Here is a 22,228-nt window from a genome sequence, read left to right on the forward strand (position 1 = left end):
CGGGAGTTATCGCTCCCGGTTTTTTTATGCCTCCAGTGCCGTCAGGGGCAGTGGTTTGCCAATCAAATAGCCCTGCAAATAGTCCACACCGAATCGCAGCAACATCTCGCGTTGTTCAGCCGATTCCACATATTCAGCCACCACACAAAGCGATTTCGTTTTTGCCATGTTGCAAATGGATTGCACGATCATCGCATCCATGCTGTCGGTGCAGATATCTTTCACGAAGCTGCCATCAATTTTAATGATATCGGCTTCCAGTCGCTTCAGGCGCTCAAAGTTGGCATAGCCGGTACCAAAGTCATCGATAGCAATGCGGAATCCGTAATCCCGTAGCTGCTGAATATTGCTAATGCTGCTTCCCGAGTCAGAGAAAGCCTGTTCCTCGGTGATCTCAATCACGATGTCTTCCGGCGCAACGGCGTAGCGTTCAAACAGCGCAATGATTTCAGCCGCGATCTCATTTTGCATCAGCGTCAGCGGCATCAGATTTACCGAGAATCGCGTTCCGGCACGTTCGGACGGATGGCTACACATCCACATCAGCAATTTTTCCACCACGTTCAGGTCAAATCGGTGGCTCAGGTTGAACTGAGCAATCAGCGGAATAAAGCGGTCAGGCGTGACCATCTCGCCATCGCTTTCCAGTCTTGAGAGGATTTCAAAATACCCTTCCCCGCGCGCGTTATGGATTGGTTGGGCGTAAAGGTGAAGCCTGCCGCTATCAAGGGCGCGTTTTATGCGGGCCAGCATCAGCACCCTGTCCGTCGTCTGACCGGAAACATCATCCAGACTGTTGGTTAACGCCAGCACGTTATGCCCGGCACAGGATTGCTCGGACAGCCAGCTCAACTGACCCAGCGTGTGATGCAAACTTTCTCCATCCGGCACTTCCCCCCAGGAGGCACCAAACTCAATGTCGAGCTCAGTTTTATTCCAGATAATCTTACGGCTGTTCAGATGGTCAACCATATATTGCAGGCGCTCGGCCGTTCCCGGCCCCAGCAAGACCACCACCAGCTCACTGCCTGGCAACTGGAAGAGCTTCTCGTCTTTTTGCAATAACGGTTGCAGCGACGCGGTGACCATCTTTTTACAGTGCACGCGCATGAGGATGCCGTAGTGACGGCTCAGAAATTCCAGATTATCCAGGCGCAGGCAGCAGACTTTGGCCTCAGGATGATGCTCTAGAAACACTTCCAGCGCACGAATGTTAGGCAGACCGGTGAGCGGATCGGTGAGCGCCCTCTCCTGCCACCCCTGTTTCAGCCATTCACTTTTCTGGTAGATCCGCGACATGTAAAGCAGGCAGATAGCGAAAGAGATGAGCACTGACAGGATAAAGGAGAGCGAATGGCCCGATTCAACGCCATTGAGAAAGTTATAATTATAGGTCAACAACATGAGCGCCGACGCCGCCCAGAGTAAAGAGATGAGCGCATAGCTCAGACGACCAATACCCAGGGTAAACAGAATAAAGACGATCGGCATCAAATAACCGGCAATAACCTGCGACTCAAAAGGTGCACATAAAATAGCGATCATCGAGACCAACAGCATCAGCCACACAGCGGTAAATAACGCTTTTTTGTTACAAAAAAGGGGCTTCACGCTTCGCCGCCAGAATGTTCGCGCATAGCGAGGATTAATAATCATTCTTAACGGATAATAGAACATCATGGTAAAAATCAGGGCGGCACAAATCAGGCTCTGAATATCGATAACGTTATAAATTGCAGAGCCTTCGCCGAAATAAGAGGAGATCGTCACCGGGAAATCAAATAAATAGCCAGCCAGGTACATTGATAATTTGATGCCCACAGGCACCATAAATCCGAGCCAGAAAATACAGATGCCAATGTACTTATTCGGCATGCTGTGCCGCCAGCGTTTTCCCAGCACCAGACGGATGACGCCACAGGCTGCGAAGACGGAAAACGTCTGACAACATAATAAGACGGCATATTGTAGCGGTGCTAAATCAAGGTTATAAATATTAGTAACACTAAATGCTAATAACAATGGAATGATAGCCTGTCGTCCAAATAACAACACGATGGCAAGCATGGCGCTTAAGGGCAACCACGCTAAATAAACATCATTTCCGCTGACGAGGGCATGTGGAGAGATATAACGAGAAAAAGGAATTGCAATCAGGCTTAGCGCCAGGGCAATCATAAATATTTTTACATTATTGTAAACTTTTCTATTCATTAATCCGATTAATCTATTTTACCATCGCCTCATTGACCGGATGGATAATAGGTTTATTAATTCTACGAATCAAGTTCAGGTCTATTTATAGACATGTTTATTGATTTGGATTGAGGTGAGGTATAGAAAATGACGTTAATTGCAACAAAAACAGCCTAAAGATTTTACAAGATATAAAAAAACCCCCGTCTTACGACGAGGGTTTAAATTTTGGTGGAGCTAAGCGGGATCGAACCGCTGACCTCTTGCATGCCATGCAAGCGCTCTCCCAGCTGAGCTATAGCCCCACATGTTACTTTACTTACCGCCCTCTGTTGGGTTCAGAGTTTGGTGGAGCTAAGCGGGATCGAACCGCTGACCTCCTGCATGCCATGCAGGCGCTCTCCCAGCTGAGCTATAGCCCCGTCGTAAAGCTGTCATGTTGACGGGCGGCATAATATGAATTCCGCCGCAAAGTGTCAACGGCAAATTCAGCCTCCTCCTTTCAATCGCCGAAAAATCATGCAAATGAAACACTTTGCGAGCCTGCTCGCAGCCAGGAGTTAAGCTTGTCACGTTTTCACCTAAAACGGTGCTATAAAATGAACCACTAATTAACCCCACAGATATTCAGGAAATTGTATGATCAAGGAACGAATGACGCCAGAAGAGTTAGCCCTGCTGACTGGCTATAGCCGACAGACCATCAATAAATGGGTACGCAAAGAGGGTTGGATTACATCGCCAAAGCCTGGCGTTCAGGGTGGCAAGGCGCGTCTGGTACACGTCAATGAAAAAGTGCGCGACTTTATTCGCAGCGCACGCAGGGCAACAGAGTCGCCGGAAATGCCAGATAAGGCATACCACGAAGGTTCACTTCACGCCCTGCTCCTGACGCTGGCGAATGAAATGACGCCGGAAGAACAACAGCAGATGACATCGCTGTTACTGCGGGAAGGGATTACCGGTTTGTTAAAACGTCTAGGAATTCGCGACCAGAATTAATATGAAAAGATTACGCAGCAAAATGACCACGGAAGAGCTGGCGGACAGTCTGGGCGTCGCCCGACAAACCGTTAATCGCTGGATACGACAAAAAGGATGGAAAACGGAGGGTATCAACGGTGTAAAAGGCGGAAGAGCGAGGGTGATATGTATTGATGCGCACGTTAAGGAGCACATCATTAGTCTTCCCGCCATTCGTAACCGTCGGGCTGTTTACCATGTGGCGGAAAGCCCTTCCCACTACGGCGTGGCAACCTCATCCAGCCTGCTTCCACAAATTATCGACTCGCTGGAAAACATGACGACTGTCGAACAGGAACGTTTGCACAAGTTACTCGCTCGTGAAGGTTTGCAGGGCTTTCTCACGCGTCTTGGTATTGTTGATTAACAGGCATAAAAAACGGCAGGTTACCCTGCCGTTATTTGTATTACACGAGCATTACTGCTGGCTTTCACGCTCAGCAATAAAGCCCAGCGCTTTGTTGATACGCGCAACGCTACGTGATTTGCCGATGGCATGAACGGTCACGTCCAGCGCCGGTGACTGGCCTGCCCCCGTCACCGCAACGCGCAGCGGCATACCGACCTTACCCATGCCAATTTCCAGCTCATCAGCGGTAGCCTGAATTGCGTGGTGAATATTTTCTGCCGTCCATTCGGTAAGGGCTTCAAGTTTGTCACGCACCACTTCCAGCGGCTGACGCGCTACCGGACGTAGGTGCTTCTTGGCTGCATCGGCGTCGAACGCATCAAACTCTTCATAAAAGTAGCGGCAGCTCTCAGCGATCTCTTTCAACGTTTTGCAACGCTCGCCAAGCAGCTTAACCAGATCTGCCAGTTCCGGGCCCGTACGGGTATCAATGTTTGCCTGCTCAATGTGCCATTGCAGATAGGTCGCAACATATTCTGGCTGCATGGTATTGATGTAGTGATGGTTCAGCCACAGCAGTTTGTCAGTGTTGAACGCGCTGGCTGATTTGCTCACCGAGTTCAGAGAGAACAGCTCGATCATCTCTTCACGGCTGAAGATCTCCTGGTCACCATGAGCCCAGCCCAGACGTACCAGGTAATTCAGCAGCGCTTCCGGCAGATAGCCGTCGTCACGGTACTGCATCACGCTCACCGCGCCATGACGTTTGGACAGTTTTTTACCGTCGTCACCGTTGATCATCGATACATGCGCATACACCGGTACAGGCGCGTTCAGCGCTTTCAGAATGTTGATCTGACGCGGGGTGTTATTGATATGGTCTTCACCACGGATCACGTGAGTGATTTCCATATCCCAGTCGTCCACAACCACGCAGAAGTTATAGGTTGGCGACCCGTCAGTACGACGAATGATGAGGTCATCCAGCTCCTGGTTGCTGAATTCGATAGGGCCACGGATTTGGTCATCAAAGATAACCGAGCCATCCTGTGGGTTAGCAAAACGCACTACGCAAGGCTCATCAGCAGCATGCTCGCTGTGGTCATGGCGGCAACGACCGTCATAACGCGGTTTTTCGCCTTTTGCCATTTGCTCTTCGCGCAGCGCATCCAGACGCTCCCTGGAGCAGTAGCACTTATAGGCCGTGCCTGCGACCAGCATCTCGTCAATGACGGCGTTATAGCGGTCAAAACGTTTCGTCTGGAAGTATGGACCTTCGTCCCACTCCAGATTCAGCCAGTTCATCCCATCCATAATGGCTTCAATTGCTTCCGGCGTTGAGCGCTCCAGATCGGTGTCTTCAATACGCAGCACAAACTCACCTTTGTTGTGACGTGCGAAAAGCCAGGAATAGAGAGCGGTACGTGCACCACCGACATGCAGATAGCCTGTCGGGCTCGGCGCGAAGCGAGTTTTGATTTTCATGAAATGGCCTTACGTTATAAAGATGCCGGTAATCGGCAAATCCTGGGAAGAAAACAATGGGGAATATTCTATCACTGTGGGCCGATTCCTCAATGTCGATCACTTTATCTGGTTCGAGATTGCTGTTTTTGTTTGGAAATCATGCACCACAGTCCATTTTGCGATCGTTTTGACTAATTTTACGACGAACGAATAAAAACTTTAGAAAATGCGTTGACTCATTTTCAACTCTCCCTATAATGCGACTCCACACAGCGGGGGTGATTAGCTCAGTTGGTAGAGCATCTCCTTTACACGGAGGGGGTCGGCGGTTCGAGCCCGTCATCACCCACCATCTACTTCGGTAGACTCGCAGTGTAGATAAGAATTGAGATTGGGCGATTAGCTCAGTTGGTAGAGCATCTCCTTTACACGGAGGGGGTCGGCGGTTCGAGCCCGTCATCGCCCACCATTCTCACCTTATCGCAGCATTTCCGAAATGGGCGATTAGCTCAGTTGGTAGAGCATCTCCTTTACACGGAGGGGGTCGGCGGTTCGAGCCCGTCATCGCCCACCATTTCGGGTCGTTAGCTCAGTTGGTAGAGCAGTTGACTTTTAATCAATTGGTCGCAGGTTCGAATCCTGCACGACCCACCAATGTAAAAAAGCGCCCTAAAGGCGCTTTTTTGCTATCTGCGATATAGCAAATTCCCATTGCAGCCAGACCGCTTGTTTTACTCAAGCTCACGCCTTCTTTGCCGATACCTCTATTTTATGGCGAAAAGGATCTCAATATGACAACTCTTAAGCCCGTTTCTCTGTCGGCGATGGAAATCGGCAGCGTAGATAACAGCTCCGGTGGAAACGACATTGCTTCCCAAATCACCCGTCTGACCAAACAGATAACGAAAGTCACTCAGCAGCTCAAAGAAGTGGCCCTGAGTGATGCCACAGCAGAAGAAAAACAAAAGCAGCAAGAATTACTCGAATCTCAGCTGGCTATGTTGCAGGCACAGCTGGCGCAATTGCAGCGTCAGCAGGCCGAAGAGGCGATGCCAAAACAGGAAAAAGGTCAGGCGGCCGCGGAAGGCATCAATAAGCCCTCCGCGGATCATCAGATTAATATCTACATCTAAATATTGGTTTCGTTAAAGAGTGGATCGCGTGTGCGGGCCTCCATCAAACGTTTGGCCTGCATACGCACCACATCCCAGCAGGCATGCGCCGCGCCGGAAAGTGACCTGTTTTTACGGCGTACCAGCATCAGCTGGCGCTCGACACAGGGTACGAAACGCTTCACCGTTAAACGACTTCCCTGCGGCAATGGCAGCGCCAGCGCCGGCAGCACGCTGATCCCAATGCCTGCCTCGACCATGGGGAAGAGCGTGGCAGGATGGCCTATCTCCTGCACAATGGTTGCCTTAACGCCCTGAGCATCAAGTGCGGCATCAATCAGCGGGCGGCTGCCCGATGCATAATCCTGTAGAACCAGGTTTGCTCCCTGCAAGGCTTGCCAGCTCACCTGTGGCAGCGGTGCCAGAGGATCATCATCGCGGCAGAGCAATAAAAAAGGCTCCGAGAGCACCACTTCACATTCCAGGTCGCTCACCGCGCCGGGATCAATCACTATCCCGAAATCCACATCCCCCTGACGAATACTCTCCAGTACCCACTGCTGCGGCCTGTCGTGCAAAACAAAATCGATATCCGGATAGCGGTGGTTACTTTCTGCGATGCACTGGGGAATAAGATGCGCCGAAATCGTCTGGCTCGCCGCCACTCTCACGGTGCCGGAAAGCTGTTGCCCAAGCCGCCCCACATCCCTCAGCGTACTATTCAGTTCATCCAGCAGTCTTTCCAGACGCGTTGCCAGCTGCTGTCCCGCTTCGGTGAGCACCACTTCTCGCGTCGTACGGTCGAGCAACTTCACGCCGGTTTGCATTTCCAGCTCTTTCACGCTGTGACTGACGGCCGACTGGCTGAGGCCAATCATCTCCCCTGCCCGGCTAAAGCTGCGGGCCTGCGCGACGGTGACAAAAACGCGAAGCTGACGTAACGAATAATTCATCTGTTTAATTCATGAATGGATGCAATAAATCAATTTTATTTCTCAAAGGGAAGTAAGCACAATAGCGGCATCTGTTTTCAGGAGTGATTATGAAACTTTTTCGTATTCTTGATCCGTTTACGCTGACCCTGATTGGCGTCGTCTTGCTGGCCTCGTTCTTCCCGGCGCGGGGCGGTTTCGTTCCGGTTATTGAGGGACTGACCACGGCAGCCATTGCCCTGCTGTTCTTTATGCATGGCGCCAAACTCTCCCGGGAAGCCATTATTGCAGGCGGTAGCCACTGGCGTCTCCACCTGTGGGTAATGTGCAGCACCTTTATCCTCTTCCCGATACTGGGCGTGCTGTTTGCCTGGTGGGCACCGGTGAATGTCGATCCGGCGCTGTATACCGGTTTCCTCTATCTGTGCATTTTGCCGGCCACCGTGCAGTCGGCAATTGCCTTTACCTCGCTGGCGGGCGGTAACGTCGCGGCGGCGGTCTGTTCTGCTTCCGCTTCCAGCCTGCTAGGGATCTTTGTTTCACCACTGCTGGTTGGTCTGCTGATGAACATGCACGGGGCGGAAGGCAGTCTGGAGCAGGTGGGTAAAATTTGTCTGCAACTGCTGCTGCCGTTTGTGCTCGGACACTTATCCCGTCCCTGGATTGGAGCGTTTGTGGCGAAACATAAAAAATGGATCGGGAAAACGGACCAAAGCTCAATTCTGCTGGTGGTTTACACGGCCTTCAGCGAAGCCGTCGTGAACGGCATCTGGCACAGGGTGGGTGCAGGATCGCTGCTGTTTATCGTGGTGGTAAGCATCGTTCTGCTGGCCATTGTCATCGTGGTTAACGTCTTTGTGGCCCGCAAATGCGGCTTCAATAAGGCCGATGAAATTACCATTGTGTTTTGCGGTTCGAAAAAGAGCCTCGCCAACGGGATCCCGATGGCCAATATTCTGTTCCCGACGTCCGTCATTGGGATGATGGTGTTACCGCTGATGATTTTCCATCAGATCCAGCTGATGGTGTGTGCGGTACTGGCGCGGCGTTACAAGGCGCAGACGGAAAAGCTGGCGCAGGAAGAGACCCGCGCCGCGAAAGTTTAAGGACGTTTCAGGGGCTGAACCAGCTGGGTTAGCCCCTCAGTTTTGATCAGTAACGTAATAGCCATCAGCTCGCCCAGACGCCCGGCGGGGAACTCATCCTTACGGGCAAACCACAGCAAATACTCTTCCGGTAAATCAATCAGCCTGCGACCCTTATATTTACCGAACGGCATCTCCGTATTGGCGATCTCAACGAGCTGCTCTTTTTCCACGTCACTCTCCTAACAGGCGCATCATTTCCGCTTCGTCGATCACTTCGATACCAAGCTCCTGCGCTTTGGCCAGCTTCGAACCGGCCGCCTCCCCGGCAATCACCAGATCGGTTTTCTTCGATACGCTGCCCGCCACTTTCGCCCCCAGCGCCACCAGGCGAGCCTTCGCGTCATCGCGCGAAAGCTGGCTCAGGCTGCCGGTCAACACCACCGTTTTACCGGCAAACGGGCTGTCGATCTCTTCGGCATTAACCACTACCGGCGCAGGCCATTTGATGCCCTCTTCCAGCAGCTTGCCGATGACTTCACGGTTGCTCTCTTCGGCAAAGAAGTTAAAGACGTGGGTGGCGACCACAATGCCAACATCAGGAACTTTCTGTAGCTCGTCGATAGTGGCTTTCTCCAGCGCGTCCAGCGTGCCGAAATAGGCCGCCAGCCCTGCCGCCGTCGCCTCGCCGACTTCACGAATGCCGAGCGCGTAAAGGAAACGGGCAAAGGTGGTGTTTTTGGCCGCCTCGAGCGCGTTGACGATGTTCTGGGCAGATTTCGGCCCCATACGATCAAGACCGGTCAGCTTACCTGCCGTCAGGGTAAAGAGGTCCGCTGGCGTATGGACGTACTCTTTCTCAACCAGCTGATCGATAATCTTATCGCCCATGCCGTCGACGTCCATCGCCCGGCGGGAGACGAAGTGCTTCAGGGACTCTTTACGCTGCGCGCCGCAGATTAACCCGCCCGTACAGCGCGTTACCGCTTCACCTTCCACGCGCTCAACGTCCGAACCACATACCGGACAGTGGGCTGGAAACTCGATGGCACGGGTATCGGCAGGACGTTCTGATTCCACAACGTTAACCACCTGCGGGATCACATCGCCCGCGCGGCGAATCACCACTTTGTCACCTATGCGCAGCCCCAGACGCGCAATTTCATCAGCGTTATGCAGCGTGGCGTTACTTACCAGTACGCCAGCCACCTGCACAGGTTCAAGACGCGCCACAGGCGTAATCGCCCCCGTACGCCCTACCTGAAACTCCACGTCGCGAACGAAGGTCATCTGCTCCTGCGCCGGGAACTTAAAGGCCACCGCCCAGCGCGGCGCACGGGCCACAAATCCTAACTGTTCCTGCAACGCCAGGGAGTTAACCTTGATCACCACGCCGTCAATATCAAACCCGAGCGTGGGACGATCTTCTTCAACCTTGTGATAGAACGCCAGCACCGCCTCCGGAGAGTCGCAGAGCTGCACGCGGTTGCTTACCGGTAATCCCCACGCTTTGAACTGCATTAAACGACCCAGGTGGGTATCTGGCAGGTCACCGCCTTCCAGGATCCCGACGCCGTAACAGAAGAAAGTAAGCGGTCGCTTCGCGGTGATACGCGGATCGAGCTGACGCAGCGAACCTGCCGCCGCGTTACGCGGGTTAGCAAACACTTTCCCGCCGGTACGACGCGCTTCTTCGTTGATCTTCTCGAAGCCCGCCTGCGGAAGGAACACTTCCCCGCGCACTTCCAGCCGGGCGGGAATGTTATCGCCACGCAGTTTCAGCGGGATCGCACGAATAGTGCGCACATTGGCGGTGATGTCTTCCCCGGTAGTGCCGTCACCGCGCGTTGCGGCACGCACCATAACGCCGTTCTCATAAAGAATACTGACGGCCAGACCATCCAGCTTTAGCTCGCAGCACCAGCTCAGATTGTCGACGCTTTTCAGGCGATCCTGTACACGCTTGTTGAAAGCCAGAAAGCTCTCTTCATCAAACACGTTATCCAGCGACAGCATCGGCACTTCGTGGCGCACCTGGCTGAAAGCACCCAGCGGTTCCGCGCCGACGCGCTGGGTCGGAGAATCCGGCGTGATGAGTTCGGGGTGCTGCGCTTCCAGCTCGCGCAGCTCGCGCATCAGGCGGTCATACTCCGCATCCGGCACTTCCGGTGCGTCCATAACATGATAGAGATATTCATGATGGCGAAGCGTGGTTCGCAGTTCAGTAAGTTGTTGTTCGATTGAGTCCATATCGCACCATCAATGAGAAAAACCCCCGACAGGCGGGGGTTGAGGAGGAGGTGAAGTTAACGCGACGATTACGCGTTCGCTTCCTTAACTTCGCGGATGCGGTCCTGATACTCGCGCAGTTTCTGCGGCGTCATCATTCGACGCTGATCGTCGAGCACCACACCGCCCACTTCGTCGGCGATGTGCTGAGCGGACTGTAGCATCAGCTTAAAGTTTTGCAGCTCGTCACCGTAGGACGGCACCTGCATAAAGATCGTAACGCCCGGCGTGACGAAATCACCGGTCATTTCCGGGTCAAACGTGCCTGGATTGACCATATTGGCCAGGCTAAACAGCGCCGGACCGCTACCGTCAGGACTCAGGTGGCGATGGAAAATATTCATGTCGCCGAACTTAAAACCTGCCTGTTGGATGCTGTTAAGCAACACGTCACCGTTCAGATGGGTGCCATGATGGGCAGCCACGTTCATAATAATTACCGCTTCTTTACGCTGCGGCTTTTCAACAGTCGGTTCTGGCTCTGCAACCGGCTCTGGCTCAGCGTGCGGAGCGGGCTGTGGCGCAGGCGGTTCAGGCTGCGGCTGCGGCTGCTGCTGCACTGGCTGTGCTGGCTGTTGCACAGGTTGCGGCTGTACAGGCTGTTGCACAGGCTGTGGCTGTACAGGCGCAACAGGCTGCTGTTGCACGGGCGGCTGCGGCGGATGACGAACAGGTTCTTCCACTGGCGGCGGCGCTGGCTGGCGCGGCTGGGCAGAGGCATACGGCGGTTGATACTGGTGCTGCGGAGCGCGCGGGGCTTCATGCTCTCCATGCGCTGCGCCGGGCGCAGTATTGACCCGATGAACACGAACTTCACCCACGCCGTCGTCGTCAAGACCGTCGATGTCGTCTTCAACGTCATCCTCGCCACGACTGGACTTCATGCGCTTCAGTGGACGATCGCGAAACATAGAAGAACGCTCTTTACGGCTGGTCCAGAAACCATGTACCAGTAAAGCGATTATGGCGATCGCGCCAACAATGATTAATATCAGACGCAAATCCTGCATCATTATATTCTCTGTTGTTCTAACACCTTGCCACCACGGCAAACATTTACTCACTAAGAGTATTTGCCGTTTACGTCAAGTGCAAGTGTATGCAGAGCATTCACAGCATAAAGATGAACTAAATCGTGCTTTTTGCTGGTTTTTCGAACATTTCCGAACTGGTCATTGGCCCGTAACTGGATAATATAGGCGGGCAATTCCACTGGTTGTGTAAAAAGGAGTACAGCCTGGTATGGTTTCAACATCTTCTTCTCCCCCACGTAGCGGGATCTGGTACTTTTCTCAGGGCTGGAAACTGGTCTCCCTGCCGGGCATTCGACGCTTCGTTATTTTGCCGTTGCTGATCAACATTATTCTGATGGGCGGGGCCTTCTGGTGGCTGTTCACCAGACTGGAAAGCTGGATCCCTTCCCTGATGAGCTATGTGCCGGACTGGTTACAGTGGCTGAACTATTTGCTCTGGCCCATTGCGGTCATTTCCGTGCTGCTGGTTTTCGGTTATTTCTTTTCGACAATAGCTAACTGGATAGCCGCGCCGTTCAACGGTCTGCTGGCCGAACAGCTGGAAGCGCGCCTGACCGGTGCGGCGCCGCCTGACACAGGCGTAGTAGGGATCGTGAAAGATATCCCCCGCATCATGAAGCGCGAATGGCAGAAGTTCGCCTGGTACCTGCCGCGGGCGATTGTGCTGCTTATCCTTTATTTTGTACCCGGGATCGGCCAGACGGTCGCGCCCGTGCTGTGGTTCCTGTTCAGCGCCTGGATGCTGGCTATTCAGTACTGTGACTACCCGTTCGATAACCACAAGGTGCCGTTTAAAGAGATGCGCACTGCCCTGCGCACTCAGAAGGTTGCCAATATGCAGTTTGGTGCCCTTACCAGCCTGTTCACCATGATCCCTTTCCTGAATTTGTTCATCATGCCCGTTGCCGTTTGCGGAGCGACAGCGATGTGGGTGGACTGCTATCGTGCTAAGCACGCGCTATGGAAGTAATGCAAAAATGTGTAAAAGAGGGGTGGCTTATGCCGCCCCTTATTCCATACTGATCCCCATTATTTCCTTGCAGCATATAGATATGCGATTTCCTTACTTCCCCATACCTGTTCAACAGGTATGCTGGGTCGGTATCCCAATTTCATACAGTTAAGGACAGGCCATGAGTAAGATTTATGAAGACAACTCGCTGACTATCGGTCATACGCCCCTGGTTCGACTGAACCGTATCGGTAATGGACGCATTTTGGCGAAGGTCGAATCTCGTAACCCGAGCTTCAGCGTAAAATGCCGTATCGGTGCGAATATGATTTGGGATGCTGAAAAGCGTGGCGTGCTGAAACCTGGCGTTGAGCTGGTTGAGCCCACCAGCGGCAATACCGGTATCGCTCTGGCCTATGTTGCGGCGGCGCGCGGCTATAAGCTGACGCTGACTATGCCTGAAACCATGAGCATTGAGCGCCGTAAGCTGCTGAAAGCGCTGGGTGCGAATCTTGTCCTGACCGAAGGCGCGAAAGGGATGAAGGGCGCAATTCAGAAGGCAGAAGAAATTGTCGCCAGCGATCCGGCTAAATATCTCCTGCTCCAGCAGTTCAGCAACCCCGCCAACCCGGAAATTCATGAGAAAACCACCGGCCCGGAAATCTGGGAAGATACCGACGGTCAGGTTGACGTGTTTATCTCCGGCGTAGGCACCGGCGGTACGCTGACCGGGGTGTCTCGCTATATTAAAGGCACGAAAGGTAAAAAAGATCTGATTACCGTTGCCGTTGAGCCAACCGACTCACCGGTTATCGCTCAGGCGCTGGCGGGTGAAGAAATTAAGCCTGGCCCACACAAAATTCAGGGTATCGGCGCTGGCTTTATTCCAGGTAACCTGGATCTGAAACTGATCGATAAAGTCGTCGCTATTACCAATGAAGAAGCTATTTCTACGGCGCGTCGCCTGATGGACGAGGAAGGCATTCTGGCGGGTATCTCTTCCGGTGCGGCGGTTGCGGCAGCCCTCAAACTGCTGGAAGACGAAACCTTTACCAATAAAAACATTGTGGTTATCCTACCGTCTTCGGGTGAGCGTTATTTAAGCACAGCACTGTTTGCCGATCTCTTTACTGAGAAAGAACTGCAACAGTGATGCCAGCATGTTAAAAACGCGTAAAAAAGCACCTTTTCAGGTGCTTTTTTGTGGCCTGCTTCAAACTTTTACCCCTCCTGGCATTGCTTCACCCCGTTGGGTCTGGTATTTAAACCAGCAATTATTTTGATGCGCGAAATTAATCGGTGAACGAAATAGCGCTGCTGAATCGATTTTATGATTTGGTTCAAGTCTTGCTTTCACTGCATAATGTTTAATGACGATTGAAACGTCAGCGCTAACTATACAGGCTAAAGTTAAGTCGCCAGGCTAGACTTTAGTTCCACAACACTAAACCTATAAGTTGGGGAAATACAATGTTCCAGCAAGAAGTTACCATTACCGCTCCGAACGGTCTGCACACCCGCCCTGCTGCTCAGTTTGTTAAAGAAGCGAAAGGCTTCACTTCTGAAATCACTGTGACTTCCAACGGCAAAAGCGCTAGCGCAAAAAGCCTGTTCAAGCTGCAAACTCTGGGACTGACTCAGGGTACCGTTGTTACCATCTCCGCTGAAGGTGAAGACGAGCAGAAAGCAGTTGAGCATCTGGTTAAGCTGATGGCTGAACTCGAGTAAGTTTACCGGGTTCTTTTCAATATCAGTCACAAGTAAGGTAGGGTTATGATTTCAGGCATTTTAGCATCCCCGGGTATCGCTTTCGGCAAAGCATTGCTGCTGAAAGAAGACGAAATCGTCATTGACCGGAAAAAAATTTCTGCCGACAAGGTTGATCAGGAAGTTGAACGTTTTCTGAGCGGTCGTGCCAAGGCATCTGCGCAACTGGAAGCGATTAAAACTAAAGCTGGCGAAACTTTCGGTGAAGAAAAAGAAGCCATCTTCGAGGGGCACATTATGCTGCTTGAAGATGAGGAGCTGGAGCAGGAAATCATAGCCCTGATTAAAGATAAAGGCATGACGGCCGACGCGGCTGCGCATGAAGTTATCGAAGGTCAGGCATCTGCCCTGGAAGAGCTGGACGATGAATACCTGAAAGAACGTGCGGCTGACGTACGTGACATCGGTAAGCGCCTGCTGCGCAACATCCTGGGTCTGGCCATCATCGATCTGAGCGCGATTCAGGACGAAGTCATCCTGGTTGCCGCTGACCTGACCCCGTCTGAAACCGCACAGCTGAACCTGAACAAGGTTCTGGGTTTCATTACTGATGCAGGTGGACGTACCTCCCACACCTCAATCATGGCGCGCTCTCTGGAGCTGCCAGCCATTGTGGGTACCGGTAGCGTTACCTCTCAGGTGAAAAACGACGACTATCTGATTCTGGATGCCGTAAACAATGTGGTTTACGTCAACCCTACTAACGATGTGATCGAGCAGCTGCGTTCCGTTCAGGAGCAGGTTGCTACCGAGAAAGCGGAACTCGCTAAACTTAAAGATCTGCCAGCCATCACGCTGGACGGCCATCAGGTTGAAGTGTGCGCTAACATCGGTACCGTACGTGACGTTGACGGCGCTGAGCGCAACGGCGCGGAAGGTGTTGGTCTGTATCGTACTGAATTCCTGTTCATGGATCGCGACGCCCTGCCAACGGAAGAAGAGCAGTTTGCAGCGTACAAAGCGGTTGCGGAAGCGTGCGGCTCGCAGGCTGTTATCGTCCGTACCATGGACATCGGTGGCGACAAAGAGCTGCCGTACATGAACTTCCCGAAAGAAGAGAACCCGTTCCTGGGCTGGCGTGCCGTGCGTATCGCCATGGATCGCAAAGAGATCCTGCGTGACCAGGTTCGCGCAATCCTGCGTGCCTCTGCGTTCGGTAAACTGCGCATCATGTTCCCAATGATCATCTCTGTTGAAGAAGTGCGTGCACTGAAGAAAGAGATCGACATCTACAAACAGGAACTGCGCGATGAAGGTAAAGCATTTGACGAATCCATTGAGATCGGCGTGATGGTGGAAACACCGGCAGCTGCGACCATTGCGCGTCATTTAGCCAAAGAAGTTGATTTCTTTAGTATCGGTACCAATGATTTAACGCAGTACACCCTGGCAGTTGACCGTGGTAATGATATGATTTCACATCTCTACCAGCCAATGTCACCGTCCGTACTGAATTTGATCAAGCAAGTTATTGATGCTTCTCATGCAGAAGGTAAATGGACTGGCATGTGTGGTGAGCTTGCAGGCGACGAACGTGCTACACTTCTGTTGCTGGGTATGGGTCTGGACGAATTCTCTATGAGCGCCATTTCCATCCCGCGCATTAAGAAGATTATCCGTAACACGAACTTCGAAGATGCGAAGGTGTTAGCAGAGCAGGCTCTTGCTCAACCGACAACGGACGAGTTAATGACGCTGGTTAACAAGTTCATTGAAGAAAAAACAATCTGCTAATCCACGAGATGCGGCCCAATTTACTGCTTAGGAGAAGATCATGGGTTTGTTCGATAAATTGAAATCTCTGGTTTCTGATGACAAGAAAGACTCCGGAACTATTGAGATTGTTGCTCCGCTCTCCGGCGAGATCGTCAACATCGAAGACGTGCCGGATGTAGTGTTTGCTGAGAAAATCGTTGGTGATGGCATTGCGATCAAACCAACTGGCAACAAAATGGTTGCTCCAGTTGACGGCACCATCGGTAAAATTTTTGAAACCAACCATGCGTTCTCTATCGAATCCGATAGCGGTATCGAACTGTTCGTTCACTTCGGTATCGACACCGTTGAACTGAAAGGCGAAGGCTTCAAACGTATTGCGGAAGAAGGCCAGCGAGTAAAAGTTGGCGACCCGGTGATTGAATTCGATCTGCCACTGCTGGAAGAAAAAGCGAAGTCTACCCTGACTCCGGTTGTTATCTCCAACATGGACGAAATCAAAGAACTGATCAAACTGTCTGGCAGCGTCACCGTGGGTGAAACCCCGGTTATCCGCATCAAGAAGTAATTCTTGCCGCACAGAAAAATGGCGCCTTCGGGCGCCATTTTTGTTTATGCAGGCAGGATAAGCTCGTCATAGCCTTTTGACTGCGTGTAGATCATAACGTCAGTCACCCGATCGCCCGCCATGCGAATGGCATCGGCCACGGTTTTCCCGCCGACAATACCGCTGACCAGCTCCGAACAGAACAGATCGCCCGTTCCTTTCAGATCCGTCTCTACGCGCGGGTGCGCGCTTACGGTAACACCTTCTTCGCTGACCAGCACGACGTGGATATTCTGCGGATCGTCAGCCACTGGCGCGCTGGTGATCGCCACCCATTTCAGCGTGTCGGACAACAGCCCCTGCGCGGCGGCAATGGCGCTCTCCGGCGTACGGCACGGTTTGCCGCTCAGCACTTCCAGCTCAAACACGTTGGGCGTAATGCCCTGGGCAAGCGGGAGCAGATGCTCACGGTAGGCTTCAGGAATATCCGGCTTCACGTACATCCCGCTGTCGATATCCCCGATTACCGGGTCAACCAGCACCAGCAGATCGGGATGTTGCACTTTGATTGCCTTCAGCCACTGCGCCAGCAGCACGATCTGGCTGGCGCTGCCCATATAGCCGGTGGTGACCGCTTTAAGTTCGCGCAGGACCTCGCGCTCTTCCAGCGCCTTCAGGTAGCCACTGAACCACTCGTCCGGGATCACCCCGCCGTAGAAGGTGTCATAGTGCGGCGTATTGCTGAACAGCACCGTCGGCACGGCGGTAACGTTCAGCCGGTGGGTGCGAATATTTGGCACCGCGATGCTGTTTCCCACGCTGCCATACACCACCTGCGACTGTACGGTGACAATATCGGTTTGCTGCGCCCGGGTGTTATCCCGGAATAAAATCATCTCCATGACGCTTAAATCCCCGCCCCCTGCGAATAACTCTCTTCACCAAAGACACCGGTAGACAGGTAGCGATCGCCGCGATCGCAAATAATCGCTACGACCACCGCTCCAGGCGTGGACTCAGCCACCCGGATCGCGCCCGCTACGGCACCGCCAGAGCTGACGCCGCAGAAAATACCTTCACGCACGGCCAGCTCACGCATCGTATTTTCCGCCTCGCGCTGATGAATATCCAGCACCTGGTCCACAAGCTGCGCATTAAAGATGCCCGGCATATACTCCGCCGGCCAGCGACGAATGCCCGGGATGCTGCTCCCCTCCTCCGGCTGGAGGCCCACAATGGTGACCGCTTTTTCCTGCTCGCGCAGAAAACGGGACACACCGGTGATCGTGCCCGTGGTCCCCATGCTGGAGACAAAGTGGGTAATGCGCCCGTCGGTTTGCTGCCAGATTTCCGGGCCGGTGGTGGTGTAGTGCGCGTACGGGTTGTCCAGGTTATTAAACTGGTCGAGCAGCTTGCCTTCCCCGCGCTCTGCCATCGCTAACGCCAGGTCTCGCGCCCCTTCCATCCCCTGCTCTTTGCTCACCAGAATCAGCTCGGCTCCATAGGCGCGCATGGCGGCCCGGCGCTCCTGGCTCATGTTATCAGGCATCAGCAGCTTCATGCGGTAGCCTTTCAGGGCGGCAATCATCGCCAGCGCGATACCGGTATTACCGCTGGTGGCTTCGATCAGCACGTCACCGGGCGAAATCTCGCCGCGTTTTTCAGCCTGGACAATCATCGACAGTGCCGCCCGGTCTTTTACCGACCCCGCCGGGTTATTGCCTTCGAGTTTGACCCAGATTTCGCTGCCGTTGTCACACCCCATGCGCTGAAGTTTGACCAGAGGGGTATTGCCGATGGTGTGTTCGAGTGTATTCACGATTTTTACTCAATAAAAAGCCCGGTAAGCATCACGCCACCGGGCGAAAAACATACTCAATAACCTATCAGGCTGACTCCGCCAGAGCAATATCCTCGCGCGTCTCAATGCGCTCGTTGCCGTGATAAATGCGCGCGTGTTGCAGCCCCACAAACAGACGCTCCCCACGGTGTGGCGGCACGTCGTCACGCATAACCACGGTGAGCGGCTCGGTGTACCAGCCCAGGGGCTGAACCACCATTTGGGTGTAGTGACCTTTAGGGCTAGCTTCCAGCACCTGCACCGGAAGCGGTGAATCCAGGCTGGTACGGCGGCTGACGTCCACTTCCCACGGGCGCAGGAACAGATCGACCGGCCCCTGATGTGCAGAGGTATATCCCAGCGGCCAGCGGTGCGCGCCAACGTGGAACTGACCACCGCGAATGGTGCCCTGAAGGCGGTTTACTTCTCCCATAAACTCCAGCACAAAGCGGGTCGCCGGTTCACGCCAGAGCTGCTCTGGCTCATCAACCTGCTCAATATTACCCTGACTCATCACCACCACGCGGTCGGCCACTTCCATCGCCTCTTCCTGATCGTGGGTCACGAAAACGCTGGTGAACTGGAGTTCCTCATGCAGCTGACGTAACCAGCGGCGCAGCTCTTTTCGCACCTGGGCATCCAGTGCGCCAAACGGTTCGTCCAGCAGCAGGATTTGCGGTTCAACGGCCAGCGCGCGCGCCAGCGCCACGCGCTGCTTCTGCCCGCCGGAAAGCTGAGCCGGGAAGCGGTCCGCCAGATGCGCAAGCTGCACCATCTCCAGCAGTTTGGTCACTTTCGCTTTGATGGCGGCGGTATCTGGACGCTCACGACGCGGCAGCACGGTCAGGCCAAACGCAATGTTGTCGAATACCGTCATGTGGCGGAACAGCGCGTAATGCTGAAATACAAAGCCCACTTTGCGGTCGCGGGCGTGCAGGCGGCTCACGTCCGTACCGTGGAAGCGGATATGTCCGCTGGTCTGGTGTTCAAGCCCGGCGATGATGCGCAGCAGCGTGGTTTTACCGGAGCCAGACGGCCCCAGCAGCGCCACCATTTGTCCGGAAGGGATATCCAGCGAGATATCATTCAGCACCTGGGTGCGACCAAAAGACTTCTTAATATTGGCAATCTCAATGCTCATGATTTCCCTCCTGATGCTGACGTTTTTCCTGATTTTCTAAACGCCACTGCACCACACTCTTCAAAAACAGGGTCAAAATCGCCATCAGCGTCAGCAACGCTGCGGCAGTAAAGGAACCGACGGTGTTGTAGTCCTGTTCCAGTAATTCAATCTGTAGCGGCAGCGACAGGGTTTCGCCGCGAATCGAGCCGGATACCACCGACACCGCGCCAAACTCGCCAATCGCACGGGCGTTGGTCAGCACCACGCCGTAAAGCAGCGCCCAGCGGATATTCGGCAGCGTGACGCGGCGGAACATCTGCCAGCCGGAAGCGCCGAGCAGCACCGCGGCTTCATCTTCATGACTGCCCTGGCTGAGCATCACCGGCACCAGCTCGCGCACCACGAACGGACAGGTGACAAAGACCGTCACCAGCACCATACCCGGCCAGGCGAACATGATTTGCAGGTCGTGCTCATCCAGCCAGCCGCCCAGCGGACCGTTGGAGCCGTAGAAGAGCAGATAAACCAGACCCGCTACCACCGGCGACACCGCAAACGGGATATCCAGCAGGGTCAGCAGCAGCTGACGCCCCGGGAAGTTAAAGCGCGTTACCAGCCAGGCCAACAATACGCCAAACACCAGATTCACCGGCACGGTGATCAGGGCAATCATCACCGTCAGCCAGATGGCGTGGAGCATGTCCGGATCGGCCAGGTTTTGCAGCGCGGGCATAATCCCTTTGCTGAAGGCCTGCACGAAGATGTACACCATCGGCACAACGAGAATGAAGGCGGAGACCAGCACGCCGGTACCAATCAGAAACCATTTGCCCCAGTTGATGCGGGGCGCGTCATAGCGCTTCAATTGCGTAACTTCCGCCATCAGTGACCTACCACACGTCGACCAAAGCGACTTTGCAGAGTGTTAATCGAGAACAGCAGCAGCAGCGACGCGGCAAGGATCACCGAGGCAATCGCGCTCGCGGCCGGATAATCAAACTCCTGCAAACGGACAAAAATCATCAGCGAGGTCACTTCGGTTTTCCACGCGATGTTCCCGGCGATAAAAATGACCGCGCCAAATTCACCGAGGCTGCGGGTAAAGGAGAGCGCCACCCCCGCCAGCAAGGCCGGAGACAGTTCCGGCAGCACAACCTTACGGAAACTCTGCCAGCGCGTGGCGCCCAGGGTTTCCGCGGCCTCTTCGTATTCGGGGCCTAACTCTTCCAGCACCGGCTGCACGGTACGCACCACAAACGGGATGCTGGTAAAGGCCATCGCCACCGCGATACCGAGCCAGGTATAGGTCACTTTAATATCAAACTTCGCCAGCCATTCGCCGTAAAAGCCGTTCACGGAGAACAGCGACGCCAGCGTTAAACCGGCCACTGCCGTCGGCAGGGCAAAGGGCAGATCCATCAGGGCGTCGAGCAGCGTGCGGCCCGGGAAGCGGTAGCGGGTCAAGATCCACGCCATCAGCAGGCCAAACACGCCGTTAAAAATCGAGGCCACGAACGCAGACAGCAGCGTGACCTTGTAGGCCGCCACCACCTGCGGGTTGGTGACCACTTCCCAGTACTGAGACCAGCTCATCTGGGCGAGCTGCATCACCAGCGCGCTGAGCGGCAACAATAAAATCAGACAGACGAACAGCAGGCTGGTCCCGAGGCTTAAGGTAAAACCCGGCAGCACTCGTCTTGTTGATCCTGCAAACATTACTTACGCCCCGCCGCCAGCAATTTGTCTAACTCACCGCCGCTGGCAAAATGCGTTTTCATCACCTCAGGCCAGGTGCCGAAATGATCTTCCACGCGGAACAGATCGGTCTGCGGGAATTTGTCTTTCAGCGTGTTCATCACGTCCGGATTGTTGACGCGGTAGTAATAGTTAGTGATCACCTTCTGCGCCTGCGGGCTGTACAGATAGTTGAGATAGGCTTTTGCCGCTTTCTCAGTGCCGTTAGCTTTGACGTTTTTATCCACCCACGCCACCGGGAATTCGGCCAGGATGTTAGTTTTCGGGATAACCACTTCGAAGCCCTGCGTTTCGTACTGTTTACGAATATTGTTCACTTCGGATTCAAAGCTGATCAGCACATCGCCCAGCCCGCGCTCGGCGAAGGTGGTCGTTGCGCCACGGCCGCCGGTATCAAACACTTCGACGTTTTTCAGGAACTGGGTCATAAACTGTTCGGTTTTCGCTTTATCGTTACCGTCAGCTTTGTCCGCCGCGCCCCACGCCGCCAGATAGGTATAACGCGCGTTACCGGAGGTTTTCGGATTCGGGAAAATCAGCTTTACGTCAGAACGTACCAGGTCGTTCCAGTCGTGGATATTTTTCGGGTTGCCCTTGCGCACCAGGAAACCCATGGTGGAGTAGAATGGCGAACTGTTGTTCGGCAGGCGGCTTTGCCAGTCCGCCGGGATCAGCTTGCCTTTGTCGTGCAGGATCTGCACGTCAGTCACCTGATTGTAGGTCACCACATCCGCCTTCAGCCCCTGTAAAATTGCCAGCGCCTGTTTGGATGATCCGGCGTGAGACTGTTTGATGGTCAGCTTGTCGCCGTCGTTCTCTTTCCCCCACTGCTGTTCAAATGCGGGATTAAGGGCGGCAAACAGCTCGCGCGAAACATCATAAGAACTGTTCAGCAACTCGGTTGCCTGCGCCTGTGCCACCAGCAGTAAACCTGCCAGTGCCAGCGATCCTTTTTTCAGTACGGTAACGGTCATTGCGCACCCTTATAAATGTGATGACTATCTTATAGTCATAATATTTATAACGGAGTCTAAAGGAGTA

General features: G+C 53.8%; 21 protein-coding genes and 6 tRNA genes. 13 read left to right on the plus strand and 14 right to left on the minus strand.

Annotated elements, in window-relative coordinates:
* Positions 1-24 precede the first annotated feature (24 nt).
* The 3 genes from G6Q29_RS13025 to G6Q29_RS13035 all read right to left on the minus strand — a co-directional run bounded on the left by G6Q29_RS13025 (position 25) and on the right by G6Q29_RS13035 (position 2,618).
* Positions 25-2,214: a sensor domain-containing phosphodiesterase gene (locus G6Q29_RS13025; protein ID WP_165465929.1), complete on the minus strand. Its 2,190-nt coding sequence runs from the start codon at positions 2,212-2,214 to the stop codon at positions 25-27.
* A 211-nt stretch (positions 2,215-2,425) separates the two neighbouring features.
* Positions 2,426-2,501 (minus strand) — tRNA-Ala (locus G6Q29_RS13030).
* Positions 2,502-2,542: 41 nt separating this feature from the next.
* Positions 2,543-2,618: transfer RNA gene (locus tag G6Q29_RS13035), tRNA-Ala, on the minus strand.
* 217 nt (positions 2,619-2,835) lie between these two features.
* On the opposite strand from G6Q29_RS13035, the gene G6Q29_RS13040 reads away from it, so the two are divergent.
* On the plus strand, positions 2,836-3,198 hold the full coding sequence (locus tag G6Q29_RS13040; protein WP_165465930.1) for a YfeC-like transcriptional regulator: 363 nt from the start codon (positions 2,836-2,838) through the stop codon (positions 3,196-3,198).
* 1 nt (position 3,199) lies between these two features.
* On the plus strand, positions 3,200-3,586 hold the full coding sequence (locus tag G6Q29_RS13045) for a YfeC-like transcriptional regulator (protein ID WP_165465931.1): 387 nt from the start codon (positions 3,200-3,202) through the stop codon (positions 3,584-3,586).
* Between the two features lie 51 nt (positions 3,587-3,637).
* Here G6Q29_RS13045 and gltX read toward each other — a convergent pair whose 3' ends face one another.
* Positions 3,638-5,053, minus strand: coding sequence for a glutamate--tRNA ligase (gene gltX / locus G6Q29_RS13050; protein WP_165465932.1), 1,416 nt, complete (start codon positions 5,051-5,053; stop codon positions 3,638-3,640).
* 258 nt (positions 5,054-5,311) lie between these two features.
* Here gltX and G6Q29_RS13055 point away from each other — a divergent pair.
* The 5 genes from G6Q29_RS13055 to G6Q29_RS13075 all read left to right on the plus strand — a co-directional run bounded on the left by G6Q29_RS13055 (position 5,312) and on the right by G6Q29_RS13075 (position 6,168).
* Positions 5,312-5,387 (plus strand) — tRNA-Val (locus G6Q29_RS13055).
* Between the two features lie 41 nt (positions 5,388-5,428).
* Positions 5,429-5,504, plus strand: a tRNA-Val gene (locus G6Q29_RS13060).
* 29 nt (positions 5,505-5,533) lie between these two features.
* Positions 5,534-5,609 (plus strand) — tRNA-Val (locus G6Q29_RS13065).
* Between the two features lie 4 nt (positions 5,610-5,613).
* Positions 5,614-5,689 (plus strand) — tRNA-Lys (locus tag G6Q29_RS13070).
* Positions 5,690-5,826: 137 nt separating this feature from the next.
* On the plus strand, positions 5,827-6,168 hold the full coding sequence (locus G6Q29_RS13075) for a FlxA-like family protein (protein ID WP_165465933.1): 342 nt from the start codon (positions 5,827-5,829) through the stop codon (positions 6,166-6,168).
* Here G6Q29_RS13075 and G6Q29_RS13080 read toward each other — a convergent pair.
* Positions 6,165-7,100, minus strand: coding sequence for a LysR family transcriptional regulator (locus G6Q29_RS13080; protein WP_165465934.1), 936 nt, complete (start codon positions 7,098-7,100; stop codon positions 6,165-6,167). The genes G6Q29_RS13075 and G6Q29_RS13080 overlap by 4 nt on opposite strands.
* An 89-nt stretch (positions 7,101-7,189) precedes the next feature.
* Between G6Q29_RS13080 and G6Q29_RS13085 the strand changes: the two genes are divergently transcribed.
* Positions 7,190-8,185 (plus strand): bile acid:sodium symporter family protein, encoded by a 996-nt coding sequence (locus G6Q29_RS13085; protein ID WP_165465935.1) that lies wholly within the window; start codon positions 7,190-7,192, stop codon positions 8,183-8,185.
* Here G6Q29_RS13085 and G6Q29_RS13090 read toward each other — a convergent pair.
* From G6Q29_RS13090 to zipA, 3 genes are all read right to left on the minus strand, one after another.
* Complete coding sequence (locus G6Q29_RS13090) at positions 8,182-8,397, minus strand: DUF3820 family protein (protein WP_003861328.1); 216 nt, start codon at positions 8,395-8,397, stop codon at positions 8,182-8,184. The two genes, G6Q29_RS13085 and G6Q29_RS13090, sit on opposite strands and share 4 nt — an antisense overlap.
* Position 8,398: 1 nt before the next feature.
* Entirely contained in the window at positions 8,399-10,414 is a 2,016-nt protein-coding gene (ligA, locus tag G6Q29_RS13095) for an NAD-dependent DNA ligase LigA (protein WP_165465936.1), read from the minus strand.
* A gap of 68 nt (positions 10,415-10,482) precedes the next feature.
* Positions 10,483-11,466 (minus strand): cell division protein ZipA, encoded by a 984-nt coding sequence (gene zipA / locus G6Q29_RS13100; RefSeq protein WP_165465937.1) that lies wholly within the window; start codon positions 11,464-11,466, stop codon positions 10,483-10,485.
* Between the two features lie 229 nt (positions 11,467-11,695).
* On the opposite strand from zipA, the gene cysZ reads away from it, so the two are divergent.
* The 5 genes from cysZ to crr all read left to right on the plus strand — a co-directional run bounded on the left by cysZ (position 11,696) and on the right by crr (position 16,490).
* A complete protein-coding gene (gene cysZ, locus G6Q29_RS13105; protein ID WP_165465938.1) occupies positions 11,696-12,457 on the plus strand; it encodes a sulfate transporter CysZ in 762 nt (253 codons plus the stop codon).
* A gap of 163 nt (positions 12,458-12,620) precedes the next feature.
* Positions 12,621-13,592: a cysteine synthase A gene (cysK, locus tag G6Q29_RS13110; protein ID WP_006811453.1), complete on the plus strand. Its 972-nt coding sequence runs from the start codon at positions 12,621-12,623 to the stop codon at positions 13,590-13,592.
* Between the two features lie 317 nt (positions 13,593-13,909).
* Complete coding sequence (gene ptsH / locus G6Q29_RS13120; RefSeq protein ID WP_000487600.1) at positions 13,910-14,167, plus strand: phosphocarrier protein Hpr; 258 nt, start codon at positions 13,910-13,912, stop codon at positions 14,165-14,167.
* 45 nt (positions 14,168-14,212) lie between these two features.
* A complete protein-coding gene (ptsI, locus tag G6Q29_RS13125; RefSeq protein ID WP_165465939.1) occupies positions 14,213-15,940 on the plus strand; it encodes a phosphoenolpyruvate-protein phosphotransferase PtsI in 1,728 nt (575 codons plus the stop codon).
* Positions 15,941-15,980: 40 nt separating this feature from the next.
* Positions 15,981-16,490 carry a PTS glucose transporter subunit IIA gene (gene crr / locus G6Q29_RS13130; RefSeq protein WP_003861316.1) on the plus strand — a complete coding sequence of 170 codons (510 nt, stop codon included), beginning with the start codon at positions 15,981-15,983 and terminating at the stop codon, positions 16,488-16,490.
* Positions 16,491-16,534: 44 nt separating this feature from the next.
* Here crr and pdxK read toward each other — a convergent pair whose 3' ends face one another.
* The 6 genes from pdxK to G6Q29_RS13160 all read right to left on the minus strand — a co-directional run bounded on the left by pdxK (position 16,535) and on the right by G6Q29_RS13160 (position 22,161).
* The gene (pdxK, locus tag G6Q29_RS13135; protein WP_165465940.1) at positions 16,535-17,371 is read right to left on the minus strand and encodes a pyridoxine/pyridoxal/pyridoxamine kinase; all 837 of its coding nucleotides are present in this window, start codon (positions 17,369-17,371) and stop codon (positions 16,535-16,537) included.
* 5 nt (positions 17,372-17,376) lie between these two features.
* The gene (cysM, locus tag G6Q29_RS13140; protein ID WP_165465941.1) at positions 17,377-18,288 is read right to left on the minus strand and encodes a cysteine synthase CysM; all 912 of its coding nucleotides are present in this window, start codon (positions 18,286-18,288) and stop codon (positions 17,377-17,379) included.
* 67 nt (positions 18,289-18,355) lie between these two features.
* Positions 18,356-19,450, minus strand: a complete 1,095-nt coding sequence (cysA, locus tag G6Q29_RS13145; protein WP_165465942.1) for a sulfate/thiosulfate ABC transporter ATP-binding protein CysA — start codon at positions 19,448-19,450, stop codon at positions 18,356-18,358.
* Entirely contained in the window at positions 19,440-20,315 is an 876-nt protein-coding gene (gene cysW / locus G6Q29_RS13150) for a sulfate/thiosulfate ABC transporter permease CysW (protein ID WP_003861305.1), read from the minus strand. The genes cysA and cysW overlap by 11 nt, the downstream gene beginning before the upstream one ends.
* The gene (cysT, locus tag G6Q29_RS13155) at positions 20,315-21,148 is read right to left on the minus strand and encodes a sulfate/thiosulfate ABC transporter permease CysT (protein WP_165465943.1); all 834 of its coding nucleotides are present in this window, start codon (positions 21,146-21,148) and stop codon (positions 20,315-20,317) included. Before cysT ends, cysW begins: the two co-directional genes overlap by 1 nt.
* Complete coding sequence (locus G6Q29_RS13160) at positions 21,148-22,161, minus strand: sulfate ABC transporter substrate-binding protein (RefSeq protein ID WP_165465944.1); 1,014 nt, start codon at positions 22,159-22,161, stop codon at positions 21,148-21,150. Before G6Q29_RS13160 ends, cysT begins: the two co-directional genes overlap by 1 nt.
* Positions 22,162-22,228: the final 67 nt, after the last annotated feature.

It is taken from the genome of Enterobacter cloacae, assembly GCF_011078175.1.
GTDB lineage: Bacteria > Pseudomonadota > Gammaproteobacteria > Enterobacterales > Enterobacteriaceae > Enterobacter > Enterobacter cloacae_Q.

What these genes read in the sequence shown, in the direction of transcription:
- cysK (WP_006811453.1), top strand. Translation starts at nt 12,621, where the DNA reads ATGAGTAAGATTTATGAAGACAACTCGCTGACTATCGGTCATACGCCC.
- G6Q29_RS13080 (WP_165465934.1), bottom strand. Translation starts at nt 7,100, where the DNA reads ATGAATTATTCGTTACGTCAGCTTCGCGTTTTTGTCACCGTCGCGCAG.
- crr (WP_003861316.1), top strand. Translation starts at nt 15,981, where the DNA reads ATGGGTTTGTTCGATAAATTGAAATCTCTGGTTTCTGATGACAAGAAA.
- ligA (WP_165465936.1), bottom strand. Translation starts at nt 10,414, where the DNA reads ATGGACTCAATCGAACAACAACTTACTGAACTGCGAACCACGCTTCGC.
- ptsI (WP_165465939.1), top strand. Translation starts at nt 14,213, where the DNA reads ATGATTTCAGGCATTTTAGCATCCCCGGGTATCGCTTTCGGCAAAGCA.
- G6Q29_RS13040 (WP_165465930.1), top strand. Translation starts at nt 2,836, where the DNA reads ATGATCAAGGAACGAATGACGCCAGAAGAGTTAGCCCTGCTGACTGGC.
- gltX (WP_165465932.1), bottom strand. Translation starts at nt 5,053, where the DNA reads ATGAAAATCAAAACTCGCTTCGCGCCGAGCCCGACAGGCTATCTGCAT.
- cysT (WP_165465943.1), bottom strand. Translation starts at nt 21,148, where the DNA reads ATGTTTGCAGGATCAACAAGACGAGTGCTGCCGGGTTTTACCTTAAGC.
- G6Q29_RS13075 (WP_165465933.1), top strand. Translation starts at nt 5,827, where the DNA reads ATGACAACTCTTAAGCCCGTTTCTCTGTCGGCGATGGAAATCGGCAGC.
- zipA (WP_165465937.1), bottom strand. Translation starts at nt 11,466, where the DNA reads ATGATGCAGGATTTGCGTCTGATATTAATCATTGTTGGCGCGATCGCC.
- cysA (WP_165465942.1), bottom strand. Translation starts at nt 19,450, where the DNA reads ATGAGCATTGAGATTGCCAATATTAAGAAGTCTTTTGGTCGCACCCAG.
- G6Q29_RS13160 (WP_165465944.1), bottom strand. Translation starts at nt 22,161, where the DNA reads ATGACCGTTACCGTACTGAAAAAAGGATCGCTGGCACTGGCAGGTTTA.
- cysZ (WP_165465938.1), top strand. Translation starts at nt 11,696, where the DNA reads ATGGTTTCAACATCTTCTTCTCCCCCACGTAGCGGGATCTGGTACTTT.
- G6Q29_RS13085 (WP_165465935.1), top strand. Translation starts at nt 7,190, where the DNA reads ATGAAACTTTTTCGTATTCTTGATCCGTTTACGCTGACCCTGATTGGC.
- G6Q29_RS13045 (WP_165465931.1), top strand. Translation starts at nt 3,200, where the DNA reads ATGAAAAGATTACGCAGCAAAATGACCACGGAAGAGCTGGCGGACAGT.
- ptsH (WP_000487600.1), top strand. Translation starts at nt 13,910, where the DNA reads ATGTTCCAGCAAGAAGTTACCATTACCGCTCCGAACGGTCTGCACACC.
- pdxK (WP_165465940.1), bottom strand. Translation starts at nt 17,371, where the DNA reads ATGGAGATGATTTTATTCCGGGATAACACCCGGGCGCAGCAAACCGAT.
- G6Q29_RS13025 (WP_165465929.1), bottom strand. Translation starts at nt 2,214, where the DNA reads ATGAATAGAAAAGTTTACAATAATGTAAAAATATTTATGATTGCCCTG.
- cysW (WP_003861305.1), bottom strand. Translation starts at nt 20,315, where the DNA reads ATGGCGGAAGTTACGCAATTGAAGCGCTATGACGCGCCCCGCATCAAC.